Annotated in this window: 18 protein-coding genes; 10 read left to right on the top strand and 8 right to left on the bottom strand. The window is 49.8% G+C overall.

Annotation, left to right across the window (positions count from 1 at the left end; genetic code table 11):
- Positions 1–7 precede the first annotated feature (7 nt).
- Positions 8–370: a cupin gene (locus tag ACM6JA_RS05575; RefSeq protein ID WP_414851517.1), complete on the top strand. Its 363-nt coding sequence runs from the start codon at positions 8–10 to the stop codon at positions 368–370.
- A gap of 89 nt (positions 371–459) precedes the next feature.
- The gene (locus ACM6JA_RS05570) at positions 460–894 is read left to right on the top strand and encodes a metal-dependent hydrolase (RefSeq protein WP_048036162.1); all 435 of its coding nucleotides are present in this window, start codon (positions 460–462) and stop codon (positions 892–894) included.
- 166 nt (positions 895–1,060) lie between these two features.
- Here ACM6JA_RS05570 and ACM6JA_RS05565 read toward each other — a convergent pair whose 3' ends face one another.
- Positions 1,061–2,707, bottom strand: coding sequence for a hypothetical protein (locus tag ACM6JA_RS05565; RefSeq protein ID WP_414851515.1), 1,647 nt, complete (start codon positions 2,705–2,707; stop codon positions 1,061–1,063).
- Between the two features lie 215 nt (positions 2,708–2,922).
- On the opposite strand from ACM6JA_RS05565, the gene ACM6JA_RS05560 reads away from it, so the two are divergent.
- The 8 genes from ACM6JA_RS05560 (at position 2,923) to ACM6JA_RS05525 (ending at position 11,298) form a co-directional block, all read left to right on the top strand.
- Complete coding sequence (locus ACM6JA_RS05560; RefSeq protein ID WP_106652631.1) at positions 2,923–3,837, top strand: LysR family transcriptional regulator; 915 nt, start codon at positions 2,923–2,925, stop codon at positions 3,835–3,837.
- 97 nt (positions 3,838–3,934) lie between these two features.
- Positions 3,935–5,023: a DUF418 domain-containing protein gene (locus ACM6JA_RS05555; RefSeq protein WP_414851513.1), complete on the top strand. Its 1,089-nt coding sequence runs from the start codon at positions 3,935–3,937 to the stop codon at positions 5,021–5,023.
- Between the two features lie 99 nt (positions 5,024–5,122).
- Positions 5,123–6,226 (top strand): citrate/2-methylcitrate synthase, encoded by a 1,104-nt coding sequence (locus ACM6JA_RS05550; RefSeq protein WP_414851512.1) that lies wholly within the window; start codon positions 5,123–5,125, stop codon positions 6,224–6,226.
- 653 nt (positions 6,227–6,879) lie between these two features.
- Positions 6,880–7,908: an NADH:flavin oxidoreductase/NADH oxidase gene (locus tag ACM6JA_RS05545; RefSeq protein WP_414851511.1), complete on the top strand. Its 1,029-nt coding sequence runs from the start codon at positions 6,880–6,882 to the stop codon at positions 7,906–7,908.
- Between the two features lie 62 nt (positions 7,909–7,970).
- A complete protein-coding gene (locus ACM6JA_RS05540) occupies positions 7,971–8,249 on the top strand; it encodes a hypothetical protein (protein ID WP_414851510.1) in 279 nt (92 codons plus the stop codon).
- A 70-nt stretch (positions 8,250–8,319) separates the two neighbouring features.
- Positions 8,320–9,705, top strand: a complete 1,386-nt coding sequence (locus ACM6JA_RS05535; RefSeq protein ID WP_414851509.1) for a PLP-dependent aminotransferase family protein — start codon at positions 8,320–8,322, stop codon at positions 9,703–9,705.
- Positions 9,706–9,808: 103 nt separating this feature from the next.
- Positions 9,809–10,582 carry an HAD hydrolase family protein gene (locus ACM6JA_RS05530; protein WP_414851508.1) on the top strand — a complete coding sequence of 258 codons (774 nt, stop codon included), beginning with the start codon at positions 9,809–9,811 and terminating at the stop codon, positions 10,580–10,582.
- A gap of 20 nt (positions 10,583–10,602) precedes the next feature.
- On the top strand, positions 10,603–11,298 hold the full coding sequence (locus ACM6JA_RS05525; RefSeq protein WP_414851506.1) for a M24 family metallopeptidase: 696 nt from the start codon (positions 10,603–10,605) through the stop codon (positions 11,296–11,298).
- Positions 11,299–11,364: 66 nt separating this feature from the next.
- Here the strand turns inward: ACM6JA_RS05525 and ACM6JA_RS05520 are convergent, their stop codons facing one another.
- The 7 genes from ACM6JA_RS05520 to ACM6JA_RS05490 form a co-directional block, all read right to left on the bottom strand.
- The gene (locus tag ACM6JA_RS05520; RefSeq protein ID WP_414851505.1) at positions 11,365–12,180 is read right to left on the bottom strand and encodes an ABC transporter permease; all 816 of its coding nucleotides are present in this window, start codon (positions 12,178–12,180) and stop codon (positions 11,365–11,367) included.
- Positions 12,177–13,163: an ABC transporter ATP-binding protein gene (locus ACM6JA_RS05515; RefSeq protein ID WP_414851504.1), complete on the bottom strand. Its 987-nt coding sequence runs from the start codon at positions 13,161–13,163 to the stop codon at positions 12,177–12,179. Before ACM6JA_RS05515 ends, ACM6JA_RS05520 begins: the two co-directional genes overlap by 4 nt.
- A gap of 17 nt (positions 13,164–13,180) precedes the next feature.
- On the bottom strand, positions 13,181–13,990 hold the full coding sequence (locus ACM6JA_RS05510; RefSeq protein ID WP_414851503.1) for an ABC transporter permease: 810 nt from the start codon (positions 13,988–13,990) through the stop codon (positions 13,181–13,183).
- Position 13,991: 1 nt separating this feature from the next.
- Complete coding sequence (locus ACM6JA_RS05505; RefSeq protein WP_414851502.1) at positions 13,992–15,089, bottom strand: ArsR/SmtB family transcription factor; 1,098 nt, start codon at positions 15,087–15,089, stop codon at positions 13,992–13,994.
- A 152-nt stretch (positions 15,090–15,241) separates the two neighbouring features.
- Positions 15,242–16,570, bottom strand: a complete 1,329-nt coding sequence (locus ACM6JA_RS05500) for a DUF4129 domain-containing protein (RefSeq protein WP_414851501.1) — start codon at positions 16,568–16,570, stop codon at positions 15,242–15,244.
- Entirely contained in the window at positions 16,567–17,757 is a 1,191-nt protein-coding gene (locus ACM6JA_RS05495; RefSeq protein WP_414851500.1) for a DUF58 domain-containing protein, read from the bottom strand. Before ACM6JA_RS05495 ends, ACM6JA_RS05500 begins: the two co-directional genes overlap by 4 nt.
- A gap of 4 nt (positions 17,758–17,761) precedes the next feature.
- Positions 17,762–18,700 carry an AAA family ATPase gene (locus ACM6JA_RS05490; RefSeq protein WP_414851499.1) on the bottom strand — a complete coding sequence of 313 codons (939 nt, stop codon included), beginning with the start codon at positions 18,698–18,700 and terminating at the stop codon, positions 17,762–17,764.
- Positions 18,701–18,741 lie beyond the last annotated feature (41 nt).

The following is an 18,741-nucleotide window of genomic DNA, read 5'->3' as shown; positions in this document are numbered from 1 at the left end:
GGAAAGTGTGAAACGATTCCGATTTGATCAGCAAGTAGGCAAAACGATTGACCGCTATAATTCCGTCCATGCGACGATTTCTCGTGTTATGCGCACGCCCGAAGCGGTTTCGATCGGGTGTATCCATTTGGAGCCAGGCGGGATTGTCGGTTATCATCCGGCAACTTGCCCACAGCTTTTTCTAGTCGTGAGCGGAGAGGGCTGGGTACGTGGAGAAGGTACAGAGCGTATCCCGATCCAGAGTGGTCAGGCGGCATTCTGGATCATAGGAGAAGGGCACGAATCAGGCAGTGAAACCGGAATGACGGCAATCGTGATCGAAGGAGATGGACTCGATCCGGAGAGCTTTATGTCCTTGTTGGAGACGTAGCATCCGTATGTATGAAGGTATTGGTTTGCCATTCCACCAACCGTACATAAGCTCATTAGACTATCCTAGAAAGACGGTGTGAAAGGCGAATGAATTGGAAAACACATATGGCACTTGGTGCCATCGCAGGCTACTGCGCCTATCCTTCATGGAAGGGCAGCGTCATTGGCGCGACAATGGCACTCGTACCTGATATCGATCAGGCAAATAGCAAGCTCGGAAACTTGATGGGACCTGTATCCAAAATGCTGCAAAAAGGATTCGGTCATCGTACAGTGACACACTCATGGGTAATATTGTTCCTTCCATTTCTGCTATTCGGTGATTCTCCGGCCGCAATGGCAGCGCTTTGGGGGATTTTGTCCCATCTGATCAGCGATATGCTGGTAGGACGCATTCAGTTATTGTGGCCGTTGCGAGTGGGATGGCTCGGCATTCGAGTGTCCAAGTCTATGTATCGGACTGTGGATCGAATCGTATTTTATGTAGCGATTGTGTATATTGTGATCAAAGGTTATCAGTAAAAGGAATGGACATTGAGAAAGGACCTCCCCTCAGGAGGTCCCCCTTTTTAAAGTAATTGGAATATTGAAATGAATTGTGGTTTTAATAAAAAAGCTGACACCGGTTTAGGACCGATGCCAGCTTGCTAGTAACAATTATGAGCGGATTCTTCTTATCACGAAACAATTAAGGCATCATGAACTGTTGTACGAGTTCAGCGTTTTCAGTCATGAATTTATCTGCGTTTTGCATGACTTCTTGTTGAGCTTCCATCATTTGTTGGTCAGTCACTGTAGCGAAATTGATGGAGTTGTCAGCAGTCATAGCTGGAATTTCCAGAGCTTTGCCGAATTCTGCTTTGGACTTCAGCTTGAAGCTAAAGCCTTTTGGCATATCTGGAGTAGGGTTCGAGAAGTTCACTTTTACCGTGCCGTCAGAATCTACACCATTGTCCGTCTTCGTCTCGTTCACGGTAACATTACCGGTCAGAGCAACAGGGTTGGAGGAGTATTCGTCTGCCACTACGAGTGCAAAGTCATAGTTTCCAGTTGTTTTCTTGTCTTGCTTGGTTGTCTCGAAAGTAGTCGAGAGGTCCAGAATTGGCTGGTCAGTCTCTTTCGCCAGGATGCTGAACTTGCCCTTTGTCTTGTCTTTTTCTTCTGTCGCTCTGTACGTGAAGGACATTTCGCCATTTTTCTGATCAGACAGGTTGTGCAGGGAGTAACGGTAGTACGATTCTGCACCTTTATCGTAGGAAACACTGCTGTAGACCAACTGATCTTTTTGCTCTTTGTCATCGAACAAGAGCTTGCGGGACAAGATTTGATGATCGCTATCCACGAGCACGACCATTCTCAATTGATCAGTTGATTTGGCGTCTGTATCTTCTGTATCCTTGATGATGTCATTGAAGGCTTGCTCGTAATTTTTCTTGAATTCTTCTTTGCTGATTTCTTCTACTTGGTAGCCGCTGTCGAGCATCAGGGTAGCCACATTGTGGTAGCGGCTGTAGATCAGGTCAAACAGCTTTTGGTCTGCTTTTGCCTTCTCTGCAATTTGCTTCGTCAGAGCCGCGCCTTCTGCGTCGTTAAAAGTAATAGTGATCTCACGTGCATCTGCCTTGAGTCCTTCTTCAGAGAAGATAACGTCTTTCTTGATGCTTACCTGGCTGTCTTTGATGCTGTCAGCATACAGCATGGCATACGGAGTCATTACTGTTTTGAGTTCATCTTGGTTAAAATTGATCGCTTCATGTAAATCGCTATAGCTTACGAAGCGCTTCGGCAGTTCCTCGCCCATTTTTTCCTTAAGGGCATCGCGATCTTTCAGGTCCATATAAGCGTATTTAGAGTAAAACTCCGGCAGCTTGAAGCCCATTACGGAATCATTCATGAAGTACTCAAGAGTAGCCAGTTTTTTATCTTGTAGGTGAACTTCCAGGTTCCCTGATTGTTGATTTTTCTGTTCATCGATGTTGCTTTGCATCACGAGCTTCGCTTTGCCCAGCATGTCGAGAATTTTTTGTGCTTGCGGGTCTGGGATCGTTGCATCTAGGGCAATCTCACTCACCTCAGTAGTGGAGTGAACTGGTTTTTCCAGGTATGGCTTCATGTAGTCTTGGTATTCCCCGTAAGCTTTGGATGCGTCGCTTGAAAACTTCATCATGCTCTCTGCTTCCGCTTGCAGGTAAATCGTTTTTGCGCTCTTAAACAAATCGTACTTGGCATAGGCGGTTCCTAATCCACCCAGCACAACGACAGCCGCTGCCCCCGCGATCAACCATACTTTTTTCTTGCTTTTGCGCGGTGGGTTCACGTTTGTTGCAGTTTCCATCTTTTCTCTCCCCTTTTTGCTCTCTCTCTTTGGTGAGCACGATGTGCGTAATGATTTTGCGCACTCGATTTTGTATTGTACCATAAGGAGGGTGAAGGGGAACGATTTCCAGTAAATTTCTTCAAAAAAGAGGAAGAAAGACCCAAATGGTTGCATTCTTCCTGCTTTTGTAATCAGATAGAACAAAGAAATCACGACAGCAGGGGGGAGATTACGTGGATTTTCGGGTGCTGCAAACGTTTATGGTGGCGGCCACGACAGAAAATTTTCACCAGACAGCAGAAGCGTTGTTCATTGCGCAGCCTACTGTCAGCCAGCATATACGACAATTGGAAAAGGAATTGGGGATCAAGCTGTTTGAACGGGTTGGCAAACGCGTTCGGTTAACGGCTGCGGGCAAACGCTACTTGCCGCATGCAAAAGGACTCCTTCAACAGTGGCATAACAGTATGGAGGATTTGCAGGCTTGGAGACAGGGCTATCGGGAAAAGCTGCAACTGGCTGTTTCACCGATTATTGCCCGTGCTCGTTTTTCCCATTTGCTGCACCGTTACACCAAGCTCTATCCCGATGTAGATATCTCGATTAAAATTGTCGACTCCGTGGAAATTGGCCCGCTGGTTCAAAATGGACAGGCTGATCTGGGTTTAACCCGGATGGTGCCGGGAGAATTCCAGTTGTCTACTTATCTTTTGTACGAAGATCCTGTTGTTTTTGCTGTCCCTCACAGTGGCGGAGATATGGAGGCGCCCTTGCCTGATTGGGAGCAGGAGGTCCAATCGAACCGTTTGCTGACCCACAATCACCCGGGCTACTGGGATGAGTTGCTGTTGCTTTTGCGTCAGAGGGGGCTTTCCTTGCGTACGATGGCTGTCTCGCAGGTAGACATTACGAAGCGATTCATCGAGGATGGATTGGGTGTTTCCTTTTTGCCTCGGACGGCTGTCGATCGGGATTTGTTTGAAAACCGCTTTATTGAACTGCCCACACCTGGCCTGGTTTTGCCGAAGGTCGCTTCTTATTTGCTGGTACCCAAGGCAGGGATTAGCGAGCCAGCGCAGCATTTTATGGATATCTTGCAGTCCTTGTATCCACCGATGCCGCTTGTTCAGTCGGGTGGACGGACATAAAAGATAACAAGCCTGTAAGGTAGATGTAAGGTGAATCGATAGTTTTGACCAATATATGTATCCTATACTGAACCCTGCTTGAAGACAGCAGGGGGGAATGACAAATATGCAGGCTGAACCAATCGCACAGAAGGATCGGATTTATTCTATTGATATTGTAAGGGGATTGGCATTGTTCGGGATTTTGCTGGTGAACTTGCCCGGCTTTATCATGTATTCGGAAGACGTTCCTATGCCAATAGAGGCGGGGATCGATGCATGGTTTCGCTTGAGCTATGATTTATTCATTCAGACGAAATTTTTCGGGATCTTTTCGTTTCTGTTTGGCTTAGGTTTTTATATTTTCATGTCACGGGCTGAACAGCGTGGACAAAAAGTATTTCGTCTCTTTAGCAGACGGTTGATCGCGATGTTTTTCATTGGAGTCATTCACATTATTATTTGGTTTGGCGATATTTTGACGGTGTATGCACTTCTCGGCTTTTTACTGATGCCTTTTTATCGAAGAAAACCTTCTACGATTCTAGCATGGGTGGCCAGTCTGGGAGGAGTGTACATGCTCACTCAAGGTGTGGCACTCGTACAGACGCTCAATGGTCAAGAAGTCTATCCGTTTGTAGCATCATTCCAGACGACACTGATACCGATCTTCGTGATGTTCTTGTTTGGTTTGTATGCGGGCAAACGCGGTTTGATTGCTCAAATTCGCGAGCATAAGCCGTTGTTGAAACGAATCGCTGCTACTACTCTTGTAGTCAGTCTTCCGATCGCAGCAGGGATTGTTTGGGCTAGCGGTGTCGGCTTTGGTCCAAAGCTTGAACAGGTGAATAAAATATTGGTTGATCTGAGTACGCTGCCTATGGCGCTGTGTTTGATAGCCAGTTTGTTTCTGTTACTGGATTGTGAGCCAGCAAGGAAAATTCTCCAGCCATTTGCCCACACGGGACAAATGGGATTAACGACTTATTTGGGTCAGACCGTCATCATGACCATTCTGATTCCTTTGTTCGGTATTACGGCCATGCCGCTCTCTTCTTGGTTTTTGCTCGCGCTGCCGATCTATGCGTTTCAATTACTCGTAAGCTGGCTGTGGCTGAAGCGTTTTAATCAGGGGCCGATGGAAAAGCTGTGGCGCTTCCTGACATACGGACGTAAAAAGAAGACGGTTCCAGCTCCTGCTAACTGATTGTAAAATGTGATCAAAACTCCGGTTTTCTTTTATTTCCCTTCACGATTATAAATCGATTATACTGAAGAGAAAAGAGACGAAAATGGAGTGGTGATGATGACAAAACAACATCCTTTGGCTATCGGCTTGGATGGTATCGCCGTAGCAGAAACAGACCTTAGTTTGGTGGATGGGATTAATGGACTGCTGGTGTACCGCGGTCATTGGGCGCGTGATTTGGCTATCCACCACACATTTGAGGAAGTGGCACACCTGCTCTGGTTCGGACATTTGCCTAGCGAGCAGGAGTTGACTGATTTAAAAGATAAGCTCAAAGCAAACCGTGAGCTGCCGGAGCACGTAAAGGGAATCCTGAAGCTGATCCCGGCAGATGTAGATATGATGAGTGTGCTGCGTACGGGTGTTTCGGCACTGGGCAGTTCCTCGCACGGCTTCCCGCCAACCATCGATGAGGTGATTTCGCTGGCTGCCAAGATGCCGACAATCGTTGCGTATCGCTTCGCTTGCCTGGAGGGCAGCGAGCCGTTTGCACCGAATCCGGAGCTGGATCATACAGCGAACTATCTGTATATGCTCAAGGGCGAAAAGCCGAATGCGGCACATGTACGTGCACTGGATGCGTACCTGATTTTGACGCAGGAGCATGGCATGAATGCATCCACATTCTCCGGTCGTGTCGTCAGCTCGACCGAATCCGATCTGATTTCTTCCATTACGGCGGCAATCGGAACCCTGAAAGGTCCTTTGCACGGCGGAGCACCATCTGAAGTGACGGAGATGATCGAGGCTATCGGCACGAAGGAAAATGCAGAGCCGTGGCTGCGCAACAAGCTGGAGAGCGGCGGACGCTTGATGGGCTTCGGGCATCGCGTCTATAAAACGATTGATCCGCGTGCAACTGCTCTGCGCGTCGTTGCATCCGAGCTGTCGTCCAACGATCCGTGGTTCGATCTGGCGACACACGTAGAAAAAGTAGGCTTGCAACTGCTGGAAGAGTACAAACCAGGGCGCAAGCTGAATACAAACGTAGAGTTTTTTGCCGCAGCTGTCATGCGCGCGGTGGGCTTGGACGACAATTTGTTTACACCGACATTTGCCGTGAGCCGTGTGGTCGGTTGGAGTGCGCACATTCTGGAGCAAGCAGGCAAGAACCGCATTATTCGCCCGCAATCCAATTACATTGGCACGATGCCAGAATAATCGAGACGTTTATTATGAAAGCTATCCGTTATGCGGGTAGCTTTTTTAGTGTTATAAATGTGGCTGTGGTGGGGAGAAGAATATTTCTAGTCTAGGCTCCAGGCTCCGTCCCTCGGGGAAGTGTGGACTGCCCGCTCCGAAGGGATTAGCGGGGAAACGCAAAAGTGGTAGCCGCTTCGTAGTATGGGCACGTTGCGTTTCTTTTGCCCGCGAATCCCTTCTCCGCTCGGTAAAACTCCACAAGTCGCTACGTCTGGAAATATTCTTCTCTGTCGTAACCGATGATGTTCTTCAATCTTTAAGTCTTTAAAAACCCGTTTTAAACACGGAAAGCTCGTAGAGGAAACAGGAGAAAAAAGCGAAGATCTTTGGTACACCGACCGAGACGGAATACAAAAAGCGAAACACGATCTTAAGCGTCCACCTCTGAAAAACATCCTGAAAGAACTACTTTGGACGCGGTTTCGCTTTTTGCATGGAGGCGGGCAGTGAATCCCTCAGCGGGTGGGACAAGAAGCTGAGCGTTTTCTCCTGTTTCCTCCCCACCACAACAGCCGGGCAAAGAATTATATCGTTTTCACAAAGTGCAACTTGGGATTGCAGAAGATGCTTACTTTTGGCATGATAATTAAAAAAAGTAAGGAGTGGAGCAAATGGCGTTGTTGTCTACCCCGTTTCAGTTAAAAGGACTTAGCTTGAAAAATCGGATTGTCATGCCGCCGATGTGCCAATACTCTGTGGATGCACACGATGGAACACCAACCGACTGGCATTTTGTTCATTACGTTTCTCGTGCAGTAGGCGGAACAGGTCTGATCATCGTGGAAATGACCGATGTCGAGCCGGATGGCAGAATTTCCAACGGCGATTTGGGCTTGTGGTCTGACGAGCAGATTCCGGCGTATGCGCGGATCGTCTCCGAGGTTCATAAGTATGGGGCCAAAATTGGTATACAGATTGCTCATGCGGGTCGCAAAGCGGAAGACGCAGAAGTGCCTGTATCGTCGTCCGCGATTGCTTTCCCAGGGGCGCGCTACAAAACGCCACGGGCGTTGACGACAGAAGAGGTCAAGCAAATGGTCGTCAAGTTCCAGGACTCAGCGAGACGTGCGGTGGAAACCGGGTTTGACACCATTGAAATCCACGGTGCGCACGGATACCTGGTTCACCAGTTCCACTCTCCTTTGACAAATCAGCGTGACGATGAGTACGGGCGTGATAAAGCGCTGTTTGGCGTGGAAATTATTCAGGCGATCAAAGAGGTCATTCCAGCTGACATGCCGCTGATCATGCGCGTCTCTGCCGTAGAGTACGTGGATGGTGGATATGGGCTTGATTACAGCACGGAGCTGTGCCGCCGTTACAAGGAAGCGGGCGTGGATATTTTCCATATATCCAGCGGCGGGGAAGGACCGATTGGTTCAGCAGGCCGTCCAGGTGTTCATCCTGGTTATCAAGTACCATTGGCACGCGCAATTAAGCAGGCACTGGATGTACCAGTCATTGCAGTCGGCAACCTCGATGATCCAAAAGTGGCGGAAGCATCGATTGGCAATGGCGATACGGATTTGGTAGCAGTCGGTCGTGGCATGCTGCGTGACCCTTATTGGGCACTGCATGCGATTCATGAACTGTCAGCGGATGAGTTGCAGCCACCGAAGCAATATTCAAGAGCGTTTTAATCAGGGTAAACGAGTAATGGGCTTTCCTTCGACTGCATGAGTCGGGGGAGAGCCTTTTTGGCTTGCTGTCTACTTTCACAAGCGCCTCGGTTATAGGCATTGCGCTCTTCTTGATACTAGGTAACGTGGGACAGTCTTTTATGCAAATCTCGATGGCGAACGTGATCTCGAGGACGTTGACGAAGGAGCAGGCGGGAGTAGGCATGGGAATCTTCTCGATGCTGGGCTTCATTTACAGCAATATTTATTTGATGATGACCCTGATGCACGTGTGTCTTATGGTCTTCTACTACTTTCAGTTCGGTAGGGCCAAGAGACAAAGCCTTCTGGCGGATAGCTGACCTTTTGTTCACTCAGGCTTAATACAATATGTGGTAGACTAAAACAAAAAAGGAAGGGGGTTCCTGTCCGTTGCGAGAGCTATCTGCCATTCGTTTTATAGAGGGAGAGCCACTGTTCATCCAAATCTATCACTTTATCAAAGACGAAATATTGCGTAACCAAATCACGTATGAAGAGTTTCTACCCTCGATCAGAAGCTGTGCGCAATCGCTTTCTGTCAGCAAAAACACGGTGGAAGTTGCCTATCAGCTACTGGTATCGGAAGGGTACATCAGCAGCATTCCGAAAAAAGGGTATCAGGTGACGTACAAAGCAGGACCTCCTTCCGGGCAGCACGCAGCGGAACGAGAAGATTCTCGTATACCGCCGATTCGCTATGACTTTCGCTACGGCAACATCGAGCTGGGGGCATTCCCTTTTCATCCGTGGAATAAGCTACGCAACAAGCTCATTTCCAACCATCAGCGCACGTATATGGTGGAGGGGCTGGCTCAAGGCGAATACGTATTGCGAAAGGAACTCTCGAAATTGCTGCATGAATCGAGAGGAGTCCTCGCCACGCCGGAGCAGATCGTTATTGGAGCCACCCCGCAACAGTTGGTGTCGATTGTCGTCCAGCTTCTTGACAGAGAGAAGCATGTAATTGGCGTAGAAAATCCGGGCTATGACGGTGCGAGAAATACGTTTCTCAACGGTGGCTACCGCGTACACGGCATTTCCTTGGAGGCAGACGGTGTATCCATAGAAGAGCTGAAAAGAAGCGGGGCTAGCATCATGTACGTGAGTCCTTCGCAGCAATTCATCAACAAAATGACGATGCCTTTGGAGAAAAGAAACCAATTGACCCTGTGGGCGCAATCCTTATCGCATTCTTATTTGGTGGAGGATGACTACGAATGGGAGTTCAAATATCAAGAGAGCTACATCCCTTCGATCCAGAGTCTGTCTCCCCAAAAGGTTGTTTACATTGGGCGGCTCTCCAAAGCATTGCTGCCGCTCGTAAACGTCAGCTACGTCGTCCTTCCTTACGAGCTGTTATCGCGTTTTCACCAGCGCATGCCTGAATACGATCAGCCTGTTTCCCGCTTGGACCAGTTGACGCTAGCGGCGTATTTGTCCGATGGCTATTGGCATAGACACTTGCAGCACATGCGAAAAGACTACGTGGAAAAGCGAGAGGTGTTTCTTCGGGCGGTCGCTCGTTACATGGACGGACGTGTGGAAATAGAAGGGAAGGATACGGGGCTGCATGTATTTTTGACCGTAAAAAGTCAGCGTACGGAAGCGGAGCTCATGGAGCGTGCCTATCAAAAGGGCGTAAAAGTTTACGGAACTGCCCGATACTGGCTGCATGATACAAGGGAGCATCCGACGGTATTGCTAGGATACGGAGCATTGACCCCCGACGATATTCTTGAGGGAATTCGCTTGTTATCTAGTGCCTGGTTCGAGTAATAGATCAGCTTTCTGTCCCACTCATCTTGAACGATCTGTCCCTTTGGCCTCAGACGGCTATCCATTACGATGGACAGGACAGCGATTAGAAAGGGTGGGAAAAATGAAGTTCATTTTTGATCTGGACGGGACGATCTGCTTCAAAGGTCAACCGATCTCAACAAACATTTTGGATAGCCTGCTTGCACTCGAACAAGCGGGACATACCGTAGGCTTCGCCTCCGCAAGACCGTGTCGTGACATGCTGCCTGTCCTCGATGAGCGGTTTGCCAACCATCTCCTCATTGGTGCGAATGGGGCGATGACTCATCACCAAGGGAGCTTGCAGGGCTGCGTGCCGATCCCGGATCGTTTGGCACATGAAATCATCAGCATTCTCGATGATTATCACGGGCAGTATTTCATCGATGACTCGTGGAATTACGCACATAATTGTGTGTCGACACATCCCTTTTTGAGCTATATCGATCCCAATCGGACAGCCAGCCGCGTGGATGTGGATCAACTGAATGCTGTGCTGAAAATCCTGATTTTATCGTGTGACCGTTACGAAGAATTGATGACGAGAATCAAGGAACTCGACGTTACGCTGCATTATCATTCGGCAGAAGGCATTCTCGACCTCACGTATCGGGGAGTGAATAAATGGGCTGCCCTGAATCGGTTCGATGTGGCAGGGGAGCCGTTCATCTGCTTTGGCAATGACATGAATGATTTGCCACTGTTTGAAAAAGCGCATCATTCCGTATTGATTGGCGAGTATGAACCGTTGCTTGCATTAGCGAAGGAAAAAATCACCCTGGATGATCATGTGGAGCAAACCATTATCGCAAAATTGCGAGAGTTGGGCGAGAAGTATGCGTTAGCTCTTCCGTAAACTGAAAAGGAGGCTATTAAATGATGAATCCATTATTGGAGAAGAGACATCAGGCACTGCGCGAAGCAGAGACGAAAGCTGAGTTTTTATTTGCCACAATCGAAGAGAAGGGCATCATTCGCAGCGGTGTGACGGAAAAAGACATCAACAAGGAGATTTACGAGCTGGCCTTTCAATTGTTCGGGATCAAAAAATATTGGCATAAGCGAATTGTGCGAGCGGGAAGAAACACGCTGTTTCCGTACCGAGAAAATCCACCGAACTTGACTGTCGCTCCCGAAGATATTGTCTTTCTGGATTTTGGGCCCATTTTTGAGGACTGGGAAGCCGATCTCGGGCGGACGTATGTGCTTGGAAATGATCCGGTAAAACAAAAGTTGCGCGACGATATTGAAAAAGCGTGGGATGAGGGCAAGGCTTACTTTTTGTCTAAGCCGGATATTACGAGTAGCGAGCTGTTTACTTACATGTGCGAGCTTGCTAAACAATATGGCTGGGAGTTCGGAGGGCCGCATGCAGGGCATCTCATCGGCGAATTCCCGCATGAAATAATTCAGGGGGAGGATATCGTCAACTATATTCACCCTGACAATCACAAGCCAATGAGTGAGCCGGATCATAACGGACACCCGCGCGATTGGATCTTGGAGGTTCATTTTATTGATCGGGAACGAGAAATTGGGGGATTTGTAGAGAAGCTGTTGACGGTGGAGTAAGAGGAATAAGAAAACGCCTTTTCCAATCAGGAAAGGGCGTTCTTTATTTAACGATTCTTTGCCAAACTAATACATCACCATGTTCCCGGTCTTTTTCATATGCTTCTCCGCTTGCTTCAACAGCACGACGGTCGCTGTCACGAGCACCAGCAGAACAGCGGCTAGAAGTCCCATACTCGCCAGCATTGTTTGCAACGACGCTCCCTCCATCAGCAGCTCGCGAATCAACTGAAGCGCGTAGGTCAGGGGAAAGCAAAAGGAAATGACCTTGGCCCAAACCGGAAAGGCCATCGGGGGCAGACGGACACCGGAAAAGATCAGCATCGGCTCATCCAGGACGGTGTACAGAAAGCTCGAATCGCGTGAAAACAGAAAGAGCACACAGAGAAAGCCGCCCCAGACGATGGCCGATACCAGCAAAATGAGGAAGGCGAGTGGGGGCGCCCACCAGCCGCTCAGCTGAATACCATCGACAAAAAACAAGGCTAACAGGACAAAGCAAAAGAACAACCAGACCCCTTCGATCAGCGAGGAAAGCGAACGCCCATACAGAAAAGCGAGTCGGTTGACCGGGCTGATGAAGATCATTTCCATGGTTCCTGCTTGTCGTTCAAAGCTCATTTGCCATGACGACTGCACTAGGCACCAATAAAAGATATACCCTAAATAGCCAGTCAACAGGAACAGCGGCAACTGCTCGTAACTGATGAACCGGGCAAGAGGGGAATCAGCTCCCATCCGGAACGGGGCAAACGAATAATACGCGGTCACGAAATTGATGACAGGCCAGACCAAGAGCGAGAAGTAGATCATTTTGCTGTGAAACGAATGGCGATGCTCCTTAATGATTTCGGCTAAAAGTAGGCAGCCTAGCTGTTTCATGCCCCCCTCCGATCTGCCATGTGCAGGATGACGTCCTCCAGTGATGGCTGTTGGGTGGAGAGACGCAAGACAGGGGATTGGTGAGCAGCCAAGAGGGAAAGCAGCGGAGTCGTCATGTCCGTTTTTCCTCGTAACGTCACTTCCCAGGTCTGCTCGTCTGTTTCTGCGATTTCACGCGAGCCGCCGTAATCTTGAGCCAGCTGGCGCAGATCGTAATCGAGCGAGTCGGAAAGAGAGGGGATCACTACCTGTAAGGCTGTATCCAGGTCGAGCGATTTGGTCAGGTGCTCCGGTGTATCATGCGCCACGAGCCTTCCTTTATCGATGATGTATACCTCGTCGCAAAGCTCTTCTACCTCATGAATGTAGTGACTGGTCAACAGAATGGCTTTTCCATGCTGAGAAGCGAGCTCACTCACATGCTTGCGAAGCTGCCGGGCAATGGGGGCGTCCAAGCCGAGAGTCGGTTCGTCAAGGAACAGGTAACTCGGATCATTGATCAGGCCGCGGGCGATTTGCAGTCGTTGCTTCATGCCTTTGGAATAACGCTCGACAGGGGTGTTGGAGGCCTCATCCAGGCCAACCTGCAAGAGTAATGAATCGATCCGATTGCGCAGTTCCTGCCCTTGCAAACCGTACAGACTGCCGAAATATTGCAGGTTTTCCCGCCCTGTCAGCCGCCAATACAGCATGTGCTCGCCCCCTGCGATCATGTTGATCTTGGCTTTGACGAACCGATCGTCCTTTACCGCGTCATACCCGTCTACCGTGATTGTGCCGCTGGTCGGGGTGAGTAGTGTGGAGCACATCTTGATCGTTGTTGTTTTCCCTGCGCCATTAATGCCTAACAATCCAATGATTTTGCCGGGTACCATGCGAAAGGACAGATCAGCGACTGCCTCGACCTCCGTCCATCGCTGGAGAAACCAGCCTTTTTTCTCTTTCACTCGGTATACCTTCCGTACATTTTCTGCAATCAGCATGATTGTTGTCCTCCTCGTTATCCAAAAATCGATTCCATGACGCGTTTTTCCATCCGACGTATACCCCACATCCCGATGACGAGATAGACGAGGGACAGGGCTGCCATATGCAACAGCTGTGGGGAAACAGCATGCAGCGGCGCTCCTTGAATCACGCATTGCCGAAAAGCATCCAGCGCAGGCGCGAGCGGCATGATGAGACCGAACGGTTGCAGCCATTCAGGCAAATACGGAATCGGAAACGTCACCCCACTGACAAAGGCCATCACGGCAAACAGCGTGTTTTGTGTGATGTACGTATCGCGGAACCAAAGCATGAGACTGCCCAATACGAGCGCCTGGCAAAAGAAAGCCCCTGTAGACAATATCCAGACAAGGATGGCGCTCCATACGTTCGTATGAGAGAGCGTGAGTCCGAACAACGCCCCTACAAGCACAATCACCGAAAATTCGAACAAAGTACGCATGAGTTGTTGGGCTACATTCCCCAAAAAGTACCCCCTGCGCAAGGAAGGAGTGAGCAAAACCGCCTCCAAGGTTCCTTCCCGTAGCTCCGTAATGAGTGAGCGGCTGACATTCATCAAGGTCGAGACAGCAAACGCATAAAAAGCTCCGCCGAGGATGGCGTACGACAAGTAATCGGACGAGCCGGTGAGAAGTGCAAAATTCTCGTCCAACTGCCCGGCAAATACATAGTGATAGGCGAAGAAGGCGAACAGCACCGTATATACCCCGGAAAAAATGTGGCCGATGACAAACGACCACGGATAGGCACGAATCATTACGCGGGTATTGCGAATAAAGGTAGCTTTGGCGACATGAAACACGTTATTTCCTCCGTTCTGGGGGATGTGATGAAGCAGGTGGAGAGACAAGTCCGGGAACAGGCATGTCGATGAATTCATGCAGATCGACGGCGAGTTGTTCCAGCCGTGATGCAATCGCGCGGTAAAACACATACCGTCCCCGTCGTTCACTCCAGATAAAGCCTGTGTCTACCAACAGATTCAAGTGCTTGTTGACGGCAGGCTCACTGATGTTATGCAGGTCAGCCAACTGCTGCGTGCAGTAAGGATGAGCCAATAACGATTTGAGAATCGCCGTCCGCGTCGGATCACTGAACACCTTCATTTTGTTGATGAAGTCAGTGGGAATCACCGAGGTGGATCTGGTGCCGGGAACGTCAACAGATAAGCCCACCGAGATGTGGTCATCGTAAATGCCGAGCAACAAATGCGGCGAGACAAAAGTAGAGACACGCAAATGGATACGAGCCAGCTCCGAATAGCCAAATGTGTACGTTTTTGCTTTATGAAATTGCAAGAAGTCTTCATGCACCTTCAAGCGCGGGTGTACCTGCGACAAAAACGAAATCGGATCAAGCTTGATCTGCTCTTGTGCTTCGTGTACAGCGCGGACGAGCCATGGTTCAATCCGCCGTTCTTCTGTCTGGAAAATAGGCAGGTAGTCGTAGCAAAACTCCAGAAAACTGCGCTTTGTCGAGAGTGGATGGCGCAAAAGTTCCCGATGCTCCGGTTTCAGCTCATCAAAAATCTCGTCTGTACGTCCTTGCATCCAAGCTTGAAGTTGTCTGGGATGATAGACAGGACCGATCATGAGCTGGGCAAACTCACCAGCATCCATCGCCTGTACACGCTCCAATGCAGCCTCAACAGAATGCTCAAAGCACTCCTCCCAAGGTGCCAGAAAGTCCATGGCATCGAGAAACTGATTAGACATGGAACTAAAATAGTGAAGCTTTTTCAAGAGCGGGGCAGGTAAAGCAGTGAGCAACTCCTCCGCCCAATGCAAGCGGGAGGTGTGATGCTCCGGCTTGGCAAGCACGTGGAGACTCAAGAAAAACTCATAGCCGGGTATGTATGCGACATGAAGATGCTTACGCAGCCAGTCAGGTAAATCTTGCACCGAGCATCCTCCTTTCTTGTTCAATTAACCATTTGGTGAATTCAATTTGGGAGTGGGCAAAATTGAAGAAATTATGCCGGAGGGGCATCTCGATGTCAAGAGAAAAAGAAAACAACCACGGCTAACGGGTAGCACGTGGTTGTGGAACGGTATTACGTTTCGGGAAAACGAGAGCCGAGCGTCTGCACGGCTTGCTGCATCACTGTCAAATCCGCTTCGGGAAGCGACTGCTCCTGATAACGATATTGCTGATAGTAACGGGTGATACGAGCGACTGCATCTAGCTGGCCTGCATCTAGCAAGGACATTTCGCGCAGGCGATTGAAAAACTCTTGGGGTGTCTCATGCAACTCGATTGGCATCCCTTGCTTCTCCATGAGGACGAGAAATTGATAGTAGGCGTACCTGGTGGGATCATTCTCTGGGCCAACGGGCTGTTTGAACCATTTAGCAGAGTCCTCCTCAGCACTTTCTTTACTGGAAGAGGGGGGAACAGTGGTTAACACAGTGTTTTGTGCAGCCGCCACTTCTTTTTCCCGCGTAATCGTCCCCTTGAAGCGCTTTTTCCATATGTATCGGCCGAGTAGGATCACACAGGTGAGGATAAAGGCAATGATTAAGTATGGCTGCAGAACAGAAAAGAGTGATTCTCCGAGCTGTATCTGTACCGCGGGATTATCTGCTTTTTGCCCTGTACTTTCCATGAGTACCTTCATGCCTGCCTGTTTTTGGTTCGCCCTCTCGTACAAACGTTCAAACAATTCCACAATGAAAATAAGCACAGGCTCAAAGAGAGTATACAGTCCAGCGCTAACAGGTCCTTTTATCCAACTCCAGATCCAATAGATGAGGCCAAGTACGATAGAACCGACAGCCAAATAACCTGCGATCAAAAGAAAACGAGTGCCTAGCACTTGACTGCCTAGTAGCAAGCTAATGCGAGCAGGCAGCCTCGTAGAAAGTGATCCTTCCCGCAGCACGAACGACACAATCGCCACTAAAATATAGCTGAGAGTAATGAGGACGAGCATGGAAAAAGAGGCTGCGAGCGAATAGGAACCCGGGTCAACGATGGAGGTGTAAAGTACTGCTAACACGAGCTGTATCAGACCCGCAATCAACGCCAGAACAAATCTGCGTTGCAGACTGTCATGTCGATAGCCTTCTGATGCAGCACTTTGTACTCTCCAAAAATAAACAGCAGCCAGTATAAGCGCAATGAGCCAGGAATCGTAGAGATAGAAGCTGCCCATTCCTATGACAAACACAAGGGGATACAGCAACAGGTGGAGCATAAAGCGACCGCCACCACTATGGTACAGCCAGCTCCCCGCCATGAGCAGGATCGCTGCGACTAGGCAAAACGAGAGCAGCTGACCAAAGTCTGCTGTCATATACCCAAACAAGATCAGGAAAATGCCCGTCAGCATGGCCTCCAGCCAAAACGCGAGCGTCCAGCGGCCCATCAAGGAGAGTGTCATCCCATCATCACGCTCCTTTTTTTCAAGCGAGCATGCTCAAAACGCTGGATGGTGACAGGGTCAGAAGAAACATCCAGCACCGCAACCTGATGACCACGTTGAACAAGGCGCTCCGCCGAGGCTTGTACAGATGGATCCATTCGTGGTGTCACAATGAGAATGGCTTCCTTCCCATATGCTCCCTCTAACCGGCGAAGAACAGTCGTCAGTGGCGTTGTCACAAAATGATGGATTTGCGCCAGTTGAGTCATGACGTGCAGGTGGTGCGCCTTGCCACTTCCCGCAGGCAAATGAAAATGTTCACGTCCTCGTTGCTTCACGGTAAGGTACAGCTCGTATCCGACCGATTTTTTCCTGCACAGGCCAGCCAAAGCCGCAAGACAGGAAATCGTCCGTTCATTGGTGGTATCGTTATACTTTTGCATCATCGGTTCATAGGAGGGCAGGATATGCCCGACGATTCGCCAGTTCGGATGGGCTGTATACTCGAAAAGACGCGTCTCCAGTGAACCTGTTTTGGCGGTTGCCTTCCAATGGATGTGCTTGAAACGGTCGCCTGGCATGTACGACCGAATGCCACGCTGAAAAGTGACATCATCCTGTTGGCGCTGACGAGAAAACCGATTCCCGTCCGGTTCCGTTTCAGCGAGCACGACGGGAGAAAGAGCAAGAGGCAGCGGATAGACCAGCAAGGAAAAGGAAATCGACAATGTCATAGCGGTAGGCTCCTCGCCCAATAACGGCAATGTCTCGGATTGAACATCCGTCAGCCAGACCGTGCCTCGCTTGGTCGGGATGAGAATCAAGGTGCGTGTGGCACTTTGTCGCATAGGCAGATCAAACCGCAGGCGAACGCTCGTCCGATGATTGAGGATTCGCACCTCGTCTGCGCCTTCCACCGAGACATGCTCCGGCAGTGTGAAGCGAAGCCAGGTAGCAGGCAAAGGCAGCCACGAACGATTGTGCAAGCGAACTGTAATGTGCACGGGTGTCCCTGACAGGACGCGCGTTTGGTCACTGGACCATTCGAGCGACACCCATTTAGACATGGACTTAACCCACCAGTCTTGTGCAGCGGGCAGAAAAAAGAAAAAGCCCCCAAACAGAAAGAAAAACCAGTGGCCGGAAAATACGGCGAAGAGCAGCAAGACAAAACCGATTACGTGAAAGGTTTGCTTGGTGATCATAGCGCTACACGCTTTCTTCGACGGGAGCGGGAACGCTAGTCAAGATTTGCTCCACGACTTCCTGCTCCGTCACATGCAGCTCTGCTTCCATGGAGAGGCGAATGCGGTGAGCTGCCAGACTTGGAAACACCACTTTTACATCATCTGGCAAGACATAAGTACGACCGGAAACGAACGCGTAAGCCTGGGCGGATCGCAACAGGGCGAGCATGGCGCGCGGACTGATGCCCACCTCAACAGAGCGATGCTGTCGAGTCGCTTCCGTCAGATCGATGACATAGTCTTCCACTGGTTGGCTGACGTGAACGGTCGTGACCTCGCGTTGCAGAGCCGCAATTTGGTCGACAGTGATGACCGGCTCGACGGCCTCTAATGGGGAGGCACTGCGGAATCTCCGCAAAATTTCTTTGGCATCCTCACGCGTACCGTAACCAAGAGACAGCTTGAAAAGGAAGCGGTCCAATTGTGCTTCTGGTAGCGGATAGGTTCCTTCCGATTCAATCGGGTTTTGGGTAGCAATGACCAGCATGGTCGATGGAAGTGGCAGGGTGACGCCTTCGATCGTGACCTGACGTTCCTCCATGCATTCCAGCAAGCCAGATTGAGTCCTGGGAGTGGCCCGGTTTATTTCATCTGCGAGCAAGACATCCGCAAAAACAGGTCCCTTGCGCAGTTCGAATTCACTTGTGCGTTGATTGAATACGTGTAGACCGACGACATCAGATGGCAGTAGATCCGCAGTAAATTGCAGGCGGTTGTAAGAGCCGCCAATCGCTTGCGCCAATGTTTTGGCAAGCACGGTTTTTCCCATTCCGGGCAAATCCTCCAGCAATACGTGACCACGGGCGAGCAAGGCCGTTACCAATAGGCGGATCTGACTTTCTTTGCCCACGATGACGCTGCTGATAGCATGCTGAAGGTTATCCAATGTCGGATGAGTCATGAAAATTCTCCTTTTCCCATTCAAAATTTAGGAGTCATACG

The organism is Brevibacillus sp. IT-7CA2, assembly GCF_949767855.1.
In the GTDB taxonomy this organism is placed as follows: Bacteria; Bacillota; Bacilli; order Brevibacillales; family Brevibacillaceae; genus Brevibacillus.
This window is presented reverse-complemented; position numbering and strand designations above follow the sequence as displayed.